The following is a 13,529-nucleotide window of genomic DNA, read 5'->3' on the forward strand; positions in this document are numbered from 1 at the left end:
GCACTCTCACATTCGAGGAAGGGGAACCGACGTGGTTCGGTTCATGCTATCGCGCGCCGCTGAACCGGTTACCCGGGTCACTGGGCATCCGACGTCAGCACATCGGCCGTCAGCGTCTGCGCGGCCTGCGGCCACCACACCCCGGCCGCCGGGCCGCCCTGACACGGACCGTCGCTCTCACCGGGCGGTTTGATCCACAGATTCGTGTCGACCACGTCGTCGCCGTAGGTGCCGCCCGGGTCGCCGACGCGCTGCCCGGGCGGGTTGCACCACTCCGATCCGGCGCTCGCGACGCCGTTGCGGGAGGTGTCGACGATGGCGTGCATGCCGTCGAGCTCGGCGGCGACCGCGTGCGCGTAGGCGAACTCGTCGTAGGTCGACTGGTAGTTCGACACGTTCGTCGCGAACCCGCGCACGCGACCGGCGACGTCGACCCGATCGATGAGATCGGCCATCTCCGACGGGCTCAGCCACGAGCTGTGGCCGCCGTCGAGGTAGATCCAGGTGCGGGCGACCTGCAGGCGGTCGACCGCGTCGCGCAGCTGGGCCGCACGCTCGGCGACGTTGTCGCACTGCGGGGCGAGCGCCAGGCTGTCGGGTTCGAGCACGACGATCTTCTGCACGTCGGGTGCAGCGCCCAGCGCGGTGGCGATCTCGTCGATCCAGCGGTGGTACTCGCCCTCGCTCAGACCGCCCGCGGAGTGGTTGCCGCAGTCGCGCCCGGGCAGACCGTAGATGACGAGTGCGAGCGACACGTCCTGATCGCGCGCGGCCGAGGTCAGCGCCGACACGGTGCGGCCCGCACGACCGGGCGGGTCCTGCTCGGGAGTGAGCCAGTACGCCGTCGGCTGCTGAGACAGGTATTGCGTGGCGTCGCGCTGCGCGGCGTCCATTCCGCTCTCGTCGAGAGCGAGACGCGCCTTCGACAGCGGTGGAGCGAGGATGACCGTGCCCACAGTGGGAGAGGCGGCCGTCGCCGAGAAGACCCACCGCTGCACGGCACTCACCGCCACGACGAGGGCGACGATGAGCGCGATCACCACCGCGATCACCACGATCACCAGCACGCGTCGGCTCCGCTGTCGCGGGGGTCGGATGCCCGGCGCGCCGCGCCCCGTTCCCGCCGGGCCGCGGGTGCGCTCGGAGCGTCTCATCATGGCTGTCAGCTTATCGACGCGCTCGCGCGCGTCCGCGCGCTTTCGTACGGCGTCCTCTCAAATACCGGGCCGTATTCTTGAGCTCATGTGTGGAATCGTCGGATACGTGGGCCCGCGGCCCAGCCAGGACATCCTTCTCGCGGGCCTCGCCCGCCTCGAGTACCGCGGCTACGACTCCGCCGGCATCGCCGTGATCGATGAGCAGGGCGATCTGGGCATGCGCAAGAAGGCCGGCAAGCTGGCCATGCTGCGCGACTCGCTCGCCGAGCACCCCCTCGCCGCCGGCACGACGGGCATCGGACACACCCGGTGGGCCACCCACGGCGGCCCCACCGACGTGAACGCGCACCCGCACCTGGCCGACGACGACAAACTCGCCGTCATCCACAACGGCATCATCGAGAACTTCAACGTGTTGCGCGACGAGCTCATCTCCGAGGGCGTCACCTTCCGCAGCGAGACCGACACCGAGGTCGCCGCGGCTCTGCTGGGGCGCGAGTACCGGGCATCCGGCGATCTCGCATCCGCCTTCCGCGCCGTCGTGAACCGCCTCGAGGGCGCCTTCACGCTGCTCGCCATGCACGAAGACCAGCCCGGCGTCGTCGTCGGCGCTCGCCGCAACTCGCCGCTGGTGATCGGACTCGGCGAGGGCGAGAACTTCCTCGGCTCCGACGTCGCCGCCTTCGTCGAGCACACCCGTAAGGCGCTCGCCATCGGGCAGGACCAGATGGTCACGATCACCCCGTCGTCGGTCGAGGTGACCGACTTCGACGGCAACCCCGTCGAGGCGCAGCCGTTCGACGTGTCGTGGGACGCCGCCGCCGCCGAGAAGGGCGGCTGGCCGTCGTTCATGGCCAAGGAGGTCGCCGAGCAGCCCGACGCCGTCGCCAACACCATCCGCGGACGCGTGCAGGGCGACCAGGTCGTCATCCCCGAGCTCGACGGTCTCGACGAGCTGTTCATCGGGATCGACCGGGTCATCATCACCGCCTGCGGCACCGCCTCGTACGCGGCGCTGGTCGGCAAGTACGCGATCGAGCAGTGGGCGCGCGTGCCCGTCGACGTCGAGCTCGCGCACGAGTTCCGCTACCGCGACCCGGTGATCGGCGACAAGACGCTGGTCATCTCGATCAGCCAGTCGGGCGAGACGATGGACACCCTGATGGCCGTCAAGTACGCCCGCGAGCGCGGCGCGCGCACGCTGTCGGTCTGCAACACGCAGGGCGCGACCATCCCGCGCGAGTCGGATGCCGTCGTCTACACCCACGCCGGACCCGAGGTCGCCGTCGCGTCGACCAAGGCGTTCTCGGCGCAGATCACCGCGCTGCTGCTGCTCGGCCTGCACATGGGTCGGGTGCGCGGCTCGCTGCCTGACTCTGCTGCTTCGGACGTGGCCGAGCTGCAGGCGCTGCCCGAGAAGATCGCCCAGGTGCTCGCCGAAGAGCAGGAGCACGTCGCGCAGCTGGCCGGCTGGATGGCCGACACCCGCTCGGTGCTGTTCCTCGGCCGCCACGTCGGCTACCCGATCGCCCTCGAGGGCGCGCTCAAGCTCAAGGAGATCTCGTACATCCACGCCGAGGGTTTCGCCGCCGGCGAGCTGAAGCACGGCCCGATCGCGCTGATCGAGCCCGGTCAGCCGGTGTTCGTGATCGTGCCGTCGCCGCGCCACTCTGCGCTCGTGCACTCGAAGGTCGTCTCGAACATTCAGGAGATCCGCGCCCGCGGCGCTCGCGTGATCGTCATCGCCGAAGAGGGGGATGCCGCCGTGCTGCCCTTCGCCGACGAGGTCATCCGCATCCCGCTCACCGGTGCCATGTTCGAGCCCGTGCTCGCCGTCGTGCCGCTGCAGATCTTCGCGATGGCGCTCGCCACGGCGAAGGGCCTCGACGTCGACCAGCCGCGCAACCTGGCGAAGTCCGTCACAGTGGAGTGAGGCGGGGCCTGCCGGCCCGGCCGCCCCACCGCCCCGGGCACGGATGTCGGCGGAGTTCACGGATGTCGGCGGAGATGGGCGGGTGCTGCTGGCATCCGTCTTTTCTGCCGACATCTGTGTGGCGGGGAGTGGATGCGGGGCCGACATCTGCGCGTCAGGAGGATCAGTCGCCGATCCGGCCGATCGCCGCGGTGATCGCCGGAACGACCTGGTCCCAGTTGTGCACGACGAGCGCGTAGTCGAATCGCAGCGTCTCGTACCCGAGGGCGGATGAGGCCGCGTCGCGCACGAGGTCGGTGTGCCGTCGCTCGGCGTTCTGATGGTTCTCGCGGCCGTCCACCTCGAGAATGAGCCGGCCGCCCACGACGAAGTCCACCCGACCCACGCCCGGAATCTCCACTTGGCAGTCGAGCCGGATGCCGAGCAGGTGCAGCCGGAACCGGAGCAGCGACTCCAGCCCGCTCTGCGCATCGGACCGGGCGAAGCGCAGCATCCACTGGGCAGTCTGCGGCAACTCGGTGGCGATTCGACGCCGATCTGATGCCGTGATCAGCCGGCTGTTCCAGGCCGACTCGTAGGCGGCGAAGAACTCCTCGGCCGGAACGCAGCGATAAGCGTGGATCAGGGCCGTCGCGACCGAGGCGTATCCGACGCCGGAGGTGCCGGGGGAGTAGTGCGTGACGCACGTGCACTTCGGATGACGATGCCGTCGGCCGGCGCGCCCGACCCAGACGTGGACCTCCTCGACGGCGCTGGACAGTACCCACACCTTGCGGGACCGAAGGGCATCCCTGCAGGTCAGTTCGCCGCCGTGCACCGCTGCCGTCACGACCCTCGGATCGGTTGTGGGCAGCGCGAAGACACCGGGACGGACTCGGCGGATGCTGCCGTTGGTCACGGCATCGGCGAGGATGCGCCGGCTGCATCCGTACTGCTGGAGCTGCACGCCACGAGCGATCCCGTCGAAGCGGGAGAGGAGGTCTTTGGGCGCCAGCATCACTCGAGCATCGTCGGATGTCGGCAGGTGTGTGGCGGATTCGACCCTGATTGTGGATGGCCTGGCCGAATCGGGCAGATGTGCAGGAGGACTCGCGACGTGAGTTGGGCCGAGCGGATGCATGCGCGATGAACGGATGTCGGCGCATACGCCACCTTCTTGCCGACATCTGTCCTCTGCGCCGCCATCTGTGTGGGCGCCGGGGCCGGGGGAGCCGGCGGCGGGGCCGGGGGCCCGTCGGGTCGCCGAGTAGGCTGAGAGGGTGATTCACGGAACCGGCATCGACCTCGTCGACATCGCACGGTTCGAGCGCTCGGTCACCCGCACACCGAAGCTGTTGCCGCGCCTGTTCACCGAATCCGAGCAGCGGCTCCGGCTGCCCTCGCTCGCCGCGCGGTTCGCCGCCAAGGAGGCGCTGATCAAGGCGCTCGGTGGCAGCGACGGGGTGCACTGGACCGAGATCGAGATCGGCGCCGAGCCGTCGGGCAAGCCGCTCTTCCTGCTCAGCGGCTCGACCGCGGCGGTGGTCGCCGAGCGCGGCATCACGACGCTGCACCTGAGCATGACGCACGACGCGGGCCTCGCCATGGCCTACGTGATCGCCGAAGGGAGCGACACATGACCTCCTCTTCCTTCTCCTCCGCCGACACCCCCACTTCCTCACGACACCCCCGAGTACGAACGTCTGCAGGCAGGGGTGTCGGCGCGAACTGGGGGTCTCGGCGAGAGAGGGCACGCGCGAACAGCAGAGGAGTGCGCGCATGAGCACCCCGTTCCGTGAGGCATCCATCGACCTCGGCGCGATCGCCCACAACGTCTCCCGGCTGCGCTCGATCACCGGCGTGCCGGTCATCGGCGTGGTCAAGGCGAACGGGTACGGGCACGGCGCCGCCGAGGTCGCGACCGCGGCTCTCGCCGGCGGCGCCACCCGGCTCGGCACGGCCACGATCGAGGAGTCGCTCGCGCTGCGCCGGGCCGGCATCACCGCACCCCTGATGGCGTGGCTGCACGCCCCCGACCGCCGGTTCGACGACGCGGTCGAGGCTCGCATCGAGGTCGGCATCTCGTCGTATCAGCAGCTGCTCGCGGCCTCCGAGGCGGCGCGGCCACCGGCATCCATCCACCTCAAGGTCGACACCGGGCTGTCGCGCAACGGCCTCGCACCCGCCGAGCTCGACCGCGTCTTCGCCGAGGCCGCACGCCTCGAGCGCCTCGGACGCGTGCGGGTCATCAGCATCTTCAGCCACCTATCCGGCGCGAGCGGCGACGACGACCGCGCGCAGCTGGCCCGGTACGAGCAGATCGTCGCGCAGGCGGAGGCACACGGTGTCCGCCCCGAGTTCCGCCACCTCGCGGCGACCGCCGGCGCCGTCGACATCCCCGAGGCGCGGCTCGACGCCGTGCGCATCGGCATCGGGATGTACGGACTCTCGCCGTTCGCCGATCGCACCTCCGCGGACGTCGGGCTTCGCCCGGCGATGACCCTGCGCGGCGCCGTCGCAGCCGTGCGCCGCGTGTCCGCCGGCACGGGAGTCTCATACGACTACGCGTACCGGTGCGAGCGCGACACGACCCTCGCCCTCGTGCCGCTCGGGTATGCCGACGGGGTTCCGCGCCAGGCATCCGGCGCCGGACCGGTCGTGATCAATGATCGCCGCTACACGGTGTCGGGGCGCATCGCGATGGACCAGTTCGTCGTCGACGTCGGCGACGACGACGTGCGCCCCGGCGACGAGGTGGTGCTGTTCGGCGACCCGGCGCTGGGTCAGCCCAGCGCGACGGAATGGGCGGATGCCGCGGGCACGATCAACTACGAGATCGTCACGCGCATCGGCGACCGGGTGCCGCGGAGGTCGCACTCATGACGGTGGATGCTGCCTTCCTCGGGCGTCACGAGATCCGCACATCGGATGCCATGGAGGCCCTCGGCCTGCGCATCGGCGAGCAGCTGCAGCCCGGCGACCTGCTGATCCTCACCGGTCCGCTCGGCGCCGGCAAGACGACATTCACGCGCGGGCTCGCCGAGGGTCTCGGCGTGCGCGGGCCGGTGCAGAGCCCCACGTTCGTGATCGCCCGCACGCACCCGTCGCTGGTCGGGGGAGCACCGCTCGTGCACGTCGACGCGTACCGGCTCGGCTCGGCCGCCGAGCTCGACGACCTCGACATCGACTTCGTGCGCTCGGTCGTGGTGATCGAGTGGGGCCGGCCGATGGCATCCGCCGTGGCCGATGCATGGTGGGACATCGAGATCGAGCGACCCGTCGGGGGAGCCGAGTCGCTCGACGACGAGGACCTCGACGCCGACGCCCCGCGATTCGTGACGGTCACCCGCGTCGAGGGCTGACGCGGGTTTCTCTCGCTCTCTTTCTCTCTCTCTCTCTCGGGTGGGCCCATATGGCCGCCTCGTGCGCGGGGATGCGGCCATATGGGACCAGCGGGCATGCCCGCGCGCGACCCCCGCGCCTACGAGCGCTCCGCCGCCCGCTTCAGGCGCAGCGCGCCGATGAAGCCCAGCACGAGGAACACCACCGCCACCAGCAGAGCACCGCGGGTGGCGTCGGCGAACCCGCCGGCCAGTGCATCGATCACCGTCTGGGTCCGCTCGCCGTACGCTGAGCCCGCGCCCTGCGCGCGCAGCTGCGCGATCGTCGTCCCCGCTGAGAGCCGCGTGGACTCCGCGAGCCGATCGCCCGCGGCTCCGGTGATCCCCGCGCCGTCCAACGCGGCGGGCAGCGAGACGGCGAGCCACACCGACAGCGCGGTGCCGGCCATCGCCGTGCCGAGCGCCGAGCCCACCTGCCGCACCGTGCTCTGGGTCGCCGAGGCCTGCCCCGACACGGCCACCGGGATGTCCTGCAGCACGGTGCCGGTGAGCTGCGCCGATGCGAGGCCGAGCCCCAATCCGTAGACGACCAGCGGCAGAGCGACCACCCAGCCGGTGCTGTCGGCGCGCAGCAGCAGCGCGAGAGCCAGCGTGCCGGCGATCTCGAGCCCGAGGCCCAGCAGCACCGTGCCCGGAGCGCCGAAGCGCGCGGCGAGGTGCCGGGCCGCGGCGCCCGAGAAGAAAGCGCCCACCGCCATGGCGGCCAGCACGAGGCCGGCGCCCATCACGTCGAGTCCGAGCGCGTTGATGAGGAACAGGGGCAGGACGAAGATGATCGCGACTCGCCGATGGCGACCATGGCAGCGGTCAGGTTGCCCCACGAGAACGTCGAGAACGTGAACAGCCCGAGATCCAGCAGCGCCTGGCGCTGCACCTTCTCGCGATGCCGCTCCCACACCACGAACAGTACGAGTGCGACGATCGCGAGGGCCAGCGCCACCGGCACGGCCGAGATCGGGGCATCCTCCGACCAGGTCCAGCCGAACACCGTCAGCGCGCGCTTCGGCATCCACCATCCGAGATCGGGACCCTCGACGACCGCGAAGACCAGCGCGCCGAAGCCGATCGCGCTGAGCAGCGCGCCGTCGACGTCGACGCCGGGCCGGGTCTTGCGACCGCGCGTCTCGGGCACGACGATCGCCGCGGCGACGAGCAGCAGCACCCCGATGGGCAGATTGACGAGGAAGATCCAGTGCCACGACGCCCACTGCGTCAGGGCCCCGCCGGCGAGAGGTCCGACGGCGGCCGCACCCGAGATGATCGCACCCCACACGCCGAAGGCCGCCGCCCGGTAGCGGCCGCGGAACACGGCGTTCACCGTCGACAGCGTCGAGGGCATGATCAGCGCCGCGCCGACAGCCTGCACGGCGCGGGCTCCGATGAGGGCGCCCGCATCGGCCGAGACAGCGGCGAGCAGACTGCCGCCCATGAAGACCACGAGTCCGGCCAGGAAGAGGCGCTTGCGGCCCCAGCGGTCAGCCAGGCTGCCCGTCGAGAGCAGCAGCGCCGCGAGCACCACCGCGTAGAGGCTGTTGACCCACTGGGCGTCGGTGAGGTCGAGGCCCAGGTCGCTGATGATGGCGGGCAGCGCGACGCCGACGATCGTGCCGTCGAGCACGATGAGACCGAGCCCGACCGAGAGCACCGCCAGGGCGATCCACTCCCGCCGGGTGGGTGCTGCGTCGGTGGTCGCCGCGGTGCGCGGCGTGCGGGGCTCGTCGGCCATGCTCACAGCAGACCCACCTGCTGCGCGACGTGGATCGCGCGGGAGCGGCTGTCGACGTCGAGCTTGGTGAAGATGTGGGCGATGTGGCTCTTCACGGTCGCCTCGGTCACGAAGAGCGCCTTGGCGATCTCGCGGTTCGCAGCTCCTGTGGCCAGCAGCCGCAGCACCTCGACCTCACGGTCGGTGAGCTTGGGCAGCGGGTTGCGCATGCCCTGCAGCACCCGGGCCGCGAGTTCGGGGGAGAGGATCGTCTCGCCGGCACGCGCACGACGGATGCCGTCGATGATCACCTCGGGGGCGACATCCTTCAGCAGATATCCGGCGGCGCCCGCCTCGATCGCGCCGAGGATCTCGGCGTCACGATCGAAGGTCGTGAGGATCAGCACGGCGGGTGCGGGGTCGAGGCGGCGCAGCGCGGCGGTGGTGCGGATGCCGTCGATGCCGGCCCCGAGGCGCAGATCGCACAGCACGACGTCGGGCCGCAGGTGACCCGCCAGGGCGATCGCCTCCTCACCGGTCGCCGCCTCGCCGACCACGCGGACCGTGTCGGTGTCGAGCACGCTGCGCAGGCCGCTGCGCACGACAGGATGGTCGTCGACGAGCAGGACGGTGGTGGTCACGGGGTCTCCTTCGTCTCGGGCGACTCGGCGGGTGCGGGCGCTGTGGAGTGCGCGGGCGCGGGGCGCTCGGATGCGGGTGCTGCGGTCTGCGCGGATGCCGGTGACACCGGTTCGGGGTGGATGGGCACCGACACCGAGATCGCGGTGCCCTCGCCGGGTGCGCTCTCGATGTCGAGGCCGCCGCCGAGCTCGCGCAGCCGGGCGCGGATGAAGCGCAGCCCGTAGCTCGACGAGCCGGACTCGACGTCGCGCTCCCAGCCGGGCAGATCGAATCCGGTGCCGTCGTCGATGATGTCGAGTCGCACCGATCCGGCGTCGTCGATCAGGCTGACCACGACCCGGGATGCCTTGGCGTGCAGCCGCACGTTGGCCAGCGCCGACTGCGCGGTGCGCAGCAGCGCGACCTCGACGGGCGTCGGCAGTGCCGGCAGAGACTCGTCGACGTGCAGCTCGGTACGCAGCGGCGACTGCTGCCCCGCCTCCTGCTCGGTGCGCTCGAGCATCCGCTCCAGCGCTTCGGCGAGCCCGTTCTGATCGAGTTCTGCGGGGGCGAGCGCGGCGACGATGCGCCGGACATCACCGAGGCTGGAGCCCGCGAGGTCTTCCAGCTGTGTGAGGGTGCGGGCGGCTTCGGCATCGGTGCTGCGCGCGGCTCCTGCGTGGGCGAGCAGCCGGATCGACGAGAGCCCCTGCGCCACCGTGTCGTGGATGTCGCGGGAGATGCGGGTGCGCTCGGCGATCGCACCTGCTTCGCGCTGCGCGAGGGCGAGTTCGTCCTGCAGCTCGGCCATCTCGTGCTGCGCGCGGGTGAGCGAGCTGAGCAGTCGCTCCCGCTCGGCTGCGTCGCGCAGCAGCTGCAGATACCCCCGCGAGATGCCGAACGCGAAGATCCCGCCGATGAGCGGGCCGAAGATGTTCGAGTAGCTGGTGGCGCCGTGGTGCACGATCGGCCCGAGCACGACGACCGCGAAGACCACCCCCGAGAAGACCAGGCCCCACCGCAGCGGCAGCAGGTGCCCGGCGAGCAGCCACAGCAGGAAGGCGATCCACACGAACTCCGGCGAGACGGCGACGGCGGCGATCCACACGGCGGCGAAGCCCGCCAGCCACCAGACGGCCGCGCCGTGCGCGCGTGCGCGCAGCGGCAGCAGGGCTCCGGCGGTGTGCCAGGCGAGGATCGCCACTCCGGCGATGATCGCCGCGGCGATCGGCGTGCCCGCGGTGACCGCACGGATCACGCCGATCCCGGCGAGCCCCGCGGCGATGACGTGCTGGCCGATCTCCATCGCGCGCACCGTCGGGGCGGCAGACGTGGGGCCCATCCGGCCACCGTGCCCGCGCTCGCGGCGGCCGCGACCGGGCATCCGGCCGCCGCCGCCGGGCTGGTCACCCGCGCCGCCCCCGCGACCGGGCATCCCGGCCGTACCGTCCGGCTCGTCACCGGGCGACAGCGGCGTGCTCACGAGGCTCATGGGTCGATTCTTCCTCTGAACCGCTCTGCGGCGAAGAGGTCGGGCGGCTCGGCCACCAGATGCGGTCGCCGACGAGGGCGAAGATCGCGGGAACGATCACGGTGCGCACGACCAGCGTGTCGACGATCACGCCGACCCCGACGATCAGGCCGAGCTGACCGAGAGTGACCAGGGGCAGCACTCCCAGTGCCGCGAACACGGCTGCCAGCACGATGCCCGCACTGGTGATCACGCCGCCGGTGTGGGTGACCGCCTCGACGATGCCGACGCGCGTGCCGTGCGCCGCGGCCTCGTCGCGAGCGCGGTGCACGAGGAAGATCGTGTAGTCGATGCCGAGGGCGACGAGGAACAGGAACGCGAGCAGCGGCACCTGCAGGTCGAGAGCGTGCTGACCCAGCAGCACCCGGCTCAACCAGGCGCCGGCGCCGATTGCGGCGACCGCGCTGGCGAGGTTCACCAGAAGCAGCAGCACCGGGGCGACGACCGATCGCAGCAGCACGAGCAGCACGATGAAGCTGACGGCGAGCACGAGCGGGGCGATCAGCAGCAGGTCCTGCTGGTTTCCGGTGCGGGCGTCGAGGTCGGTGGCCACCGCGCCGCCGACCAGGGCATCCGCGCCGGGGACGGCGTGCACGGCATCGCGCAGCTCGGCGATCTGATCGAGGCTCTCGGTCGTGCTGGGGGCGTACTCGCTCGTGACCATGAGCTTCGTCAGCGACCCGTCGGCGGTCTCGCCGGCCGGATGCGCACGCACCACGCCCGCCACGTCGTCGATCGCGGTGAGCACGTCGTCGGCGCGGTCGCTGTCGGTGACGATGAGGATCGGCTGGGCCTCGCCGGCGGGGAAGTGCTGCGAGAGCACCTCGAGGCCCGTGGCGGACTCGGACTGCACGCGGAACTTCTCGATCTGATCGAGTCCGACCGAGGTGCCCACCAAGCCGGTGGCCATGACGGCCAGCAGCGCCACGCCGCCGATCAGGCTCAGGACGGGTCGGCGCACGACCCGGGTGGCGAGGCCTCGCCAGGCGCGACCCTGCGTGCGGGTCTGCCCGGGGCGCGGCACGAACGGCCAGAAGATGCCGCGGCCGCACACGGCCAGCAGCGGGGGCAGCAGGAACAGCACGGCAGTCAGGGCGATCAGCAGGCCGATCGCGCTCGACACTCCCAGGCCGTGCGTGCCCGGGATGACGGCGAGCACGAGGGTGAGCAGCGCGAGCACCACGGTGACGTTCGACGCGAGGATGGCGGGCGCCGTCCGGCGCCACGCGATGCTCAGGGCGTGCCGGTGGTTCTCGATCTCGAGCAGCTCCTCGCGGTAGCGCGAGATGAGCAGCAGGGCGTAGTTCGTGCCGGCGCCGAAGACCAGCACGCTGATGATGCCGGCATCGAACTGCAGGTTCCAGGCCGATCCGGCGGCCGCGGTCATCCGCCCGGCGAGGCCGTCGGCGAGCGCGACGACGGTGAGCGGGATCAGCCAGAGCACCGGGGAGCGGTAGGTGATGATCAGCAGCACGGCGACGATGAGGATCGTCACGAGCAGCAGCGTGAAGTCCGCGCCCTCGAAGGCGGATGCCACGTCGGCTCCGAACGCGGGCCCGCCGGTCACCTGCGAGGTGAGTCCGTCGATCGGCTCCTCGGTGAGGTCCGCGCGGATGTCGCCGACCACCTCCGCCGTCGCGGTGTTCGTCTCGCCGACGGTGATCGGGGCGACGAGCAGGGCTGCCTTGCCGTCTTCACTCACCAGGGGGCCGGTGGCATCGGCATCCGTCCGCTCGTCGAGCACGGGCAGCAGGTCCTTCAGGCCGGTGAGGTCGGCATCGCTGAGCGCCGCCCCGTCGTCACGTGTGGTGACGACGAGCACCGACTGCCGATCCGCGTTCGGGAACTCATCGAGAAGCGCGCTCGTGCGGGCGGATTCCGAGTCCGGCGGCGCGGCGGCGTTGCCCTCCGGGGCCTCGGCCGAGCCGAACGCGCCGAACAGCAGCACCATCACGAGCAGGGCGAGACCGAGCGACACCCACGCGCCTCGGCGCGAGGTCAGCCGGTCGGAGAAGGAGGGGTGAACCGCAGAATCTGGCATGACATCCACTCCACCAGCGCGCCGCCTGCGGCACATCGCGAGCAAGGGTGAAGTGCACGTCAGTCGAAAGGATGAGACGCCCGACCGGCGCGCCCGCGTGTTCGGTCGAAATTCCGCCGACGCGTACCCGAAAAGTGTCGTGGGACGAGGCCTTGACGCGATAGTCTCATCGGTACCGACGCGAGCGGATCAGAACCCGAGCCCAGCTCGACGCGACGACCGGTTCCGCGCCCTCACGGCACGGAACAGCGGCGGTGACGGCGGTGATCTGTGCAGCGGCGCGAGCTGCTCGACGACGCGGGGAGCTGGCTTGCGGTGAACGGTTCAGAGTCGAATGCGGTGATCATCGGCGGTGCCCTCGAACTGGCCCAGCTGCTCGCCGACACGTGTCGAGAACTGGGGTTTCATCCCGCACTCGTCGCGCTGCAACCGGACAGCATCACCGTGATCCGCGAGCAGGCACCGCGGCTCACCCTTCTGGTCGCCGACGAGCCGGGGCCGGCGGCACTGCAGCTCGTACGAAGCATCCGAGCCGCCAGCGCGACCCATCTCATCATGCTGTCTGTCCTCTCCGAGCCGGCCGATGTGCTGCACGGCTTCGATGCCGGTGCCGACGATTTCCTGACTCTTCCCGTCCGCCCGCTGGAGCTGAGGGCACGCATCGGGGCACTCACACGCCGATCGGCCGGACACGCGGGATCGGCCGGGCAGGCGCCGACCCGTCCGTCCGGTGCAGCGGAGGGCGCCCCCGCGGCAGCGAGCGCCGCAGCGCGCAACCCGTCGGCAGACCTCGACCTGACCGGGCAGGACGACGAGGAACGGTGGCTGCGATACGGCGGCATCGCGCTGAACCAGCGCAGTGGCATGGTGCTGGTCGACCAGCGGGAGATCCGTCTCAGCCCGGCGGAGTTCGACGTGCTGGCCACCCTGCTGCAGTCCAAGCGTCGAGTGCGCAACCTATCCGATCTCGCGCTCGTGATGCGCGGAAAACCGACCGGGGAGTGGTACGAGGTGGATGAGTCAGAGAAGGCCAGGGTCGACGCGTGCATCTTCGAGCTGCGGCGCAAACTGGGAGACACCCCTGACGGATCGCGGTACATCGAACGTGGTCCCGGCGCCGGTTACAGGCTCTCTGCGCAGTGACCGGTGGTCGTCGTCCGC

The 13,529-nt window shown here is 71.0% G+C and carries 10 protein-coding genes and 1 pseudogene; 5 read left to right on the plus strand and 6 right to left on the minus strand.

The window, feature by feature from the left end; genetic code table 11:
* Positions 1 to 77 precede the first annotated feature (77 nt).
* Complete coding sequence (locus tag AB0O65_RS02420) at positions 78 to 1,157, minus strand: glycoside hydrolase family 6 protein (protein WP_363382754.1); 1,080 nt, start codon at positions 1,155 to 1,157, stop codon at positions 78 to 80.
* An 85-nt stretch (positions 1,158 to 1,242) separates the two neighbouring features.
* Between AB0O65_RS02420 and glmS the strand changes: the two genes are divergently transcribed.
* Entirely contained in the window at positions 1,243 to 3,090 is a 1,848-nt protein-coding gene (gene glmS, locus AB0O65_RS02425) for a glutamine--fructose-6-phosphate transaminase (isomerizing) (RefSeq protein ID WP_363382757.1), read from the plus strand.
* Positions 3,091 to 3,253: 163 nt separating this feature from the next.
* Here glmS and AB0O65_RS02430 read toward each other — a convergent pair whose 3' ends face one another.
* Entirely contained in the window at positions 3,254 to 4,087 is an 834-nt protein-coding gene (locus AB0O65_RS02430) for a DUF559 domain-containing protein (RefSeq protein ID WP_363382760.1), read from the minus strand.
* Positions 4,088 to 4,349: 262 nt separating this feature from the next.
* Here AB0O65_RS02430 and AB0O65_RS02435 point away from each other — a divergent pair, with 262 nt between their 5' ends.
* The 3 genes from AB0O65_RS02435 (at position 4,350) to tsaE (ending at position 6,431) form a co-directional block, all read left to right on the plus strand.
* Positions 4,350 to 4,709 carry a holo-ACP synthase gene (locus AB0O65_RS02435; protein ID WP_191712050.1) on the plus strand — a complete coding sequence of 120 codons (360 nt, stop codon included), beginning with the start codon at positions 4,350 to 4,352 and terminating at the stop codon, positions 4,707 to 4,709.
* A 139-nt stretch (positions 4,710 to 4,848) separates the two neighbouring features.
* Complete coding sequence (alr, locus tag AB0O65_RS02440; RefSeq protein WP_363382762.1) at positions 4,849 to 5,952, plus strand: alanine racemase; 1,104 nt, start codon at positions 4,849 to 4,851, stop codon at positions 5,950 to 5,952.
* A complete protein-coding gene (tsaE, locus tag AB0O65_RS02445) occupies positions 5,949 to 6,431 on the plus strand; it encodes a tRNA (adenosine(37)-N6)-threonylcarbamoyltransferase complex ATPase subunit type 1 TsaE (protein ID WP_363382765.1) in 483 nt (160 codons plus the stop codon). The genes alr and tsaE overlap by 4 nt, the downstream gene beginning before the upstream one ends.
* 119 nt (positions 6,432 to 6,550) lie before the next feature.
* Here tsaE and AB0O65_RS02450 read toward each other — a convergent pair.
* The 4 genes and pseudogenes from AB0O65_RS02450 to AB0O65_RS02465 form a co-directional block, all read right to left on the minus strand.
* Positions 6,551 to 8,196: pseudogene (locus tag AB0O65_RS02450) on the minus strand (MFS transporter).
* 2 nt (positions 8,197 to 8,198) lie between these two features.
* Positions 8,199 to 8,816 carry a response regulator transcription factor gene (locus AB0O65_RS02455; protein ID WP_363382767.1) on the minus strand — a complete coding sequence of 206 codons (618 nt, stop codon included), beginning with the start codon at positions 8,814 to 8,816 and terminating at the stop codon, positions 8,199 to 8,201.
* A complete protein-coding gene (locus tag AB0O65_RS02460; RefSeq protein ID WP_363382770.1) occupies positions 8,813 to 10,288 on the minus strand; it encodes a histidine kinase in 1,476 nt (491 codons plus the stop codon). Before AB0O65_RS02460 ends, AB0O65_RS02455 begins: the two co-directional genes overlap by 4 nt.
* The gene (locus AB0O65_RS02465; protein ID WP_363382772.1) at positions 10,254 to 12,368 is read right to left on the minus strand and encodes an MMPL family transporter; all 2,115 of its coding nucleotides are present in this window, start codon (positions 12,366 to 12,368) and stop codon (positions 10,254 to 10,256) included. Before AB0O65_RS02465 ends, AB0O65_RS02460 begins: the two co-directional genes overlap by 35 nt.
* A gap of 315 nt (positions 12,369 to 12,683) precedes the next feature.
* On the opposite strand from AB0O65_RS02465, the gene AB0O65_RS02470 reads away from it, so the two are divergent.
* The gene (locus AB0O65_RS02470; protein ID WP_191712044.1) at positions 12,684 to 13,511 is read left to right on the plus strand and encodes a response regulator transcription factor; all 828 of its coding nucleotides are present in this window, start codon (positions 12,684 to 12,686) and stop codon (positions 13,509 to 13,511) included.
* The last annotated feature ends 18 nt before the right edge of the window (positions 13,512 to 13,529 follow it).

The organism is Microbacterium sp. NPDC077391, assembly GCF_040686955.1.
GTDB lineage: Bacteria > Actinomycetota > Actinomycetes > Actinomycetales > Microbacteriaceae > Microbacterium > Microbacterium commune.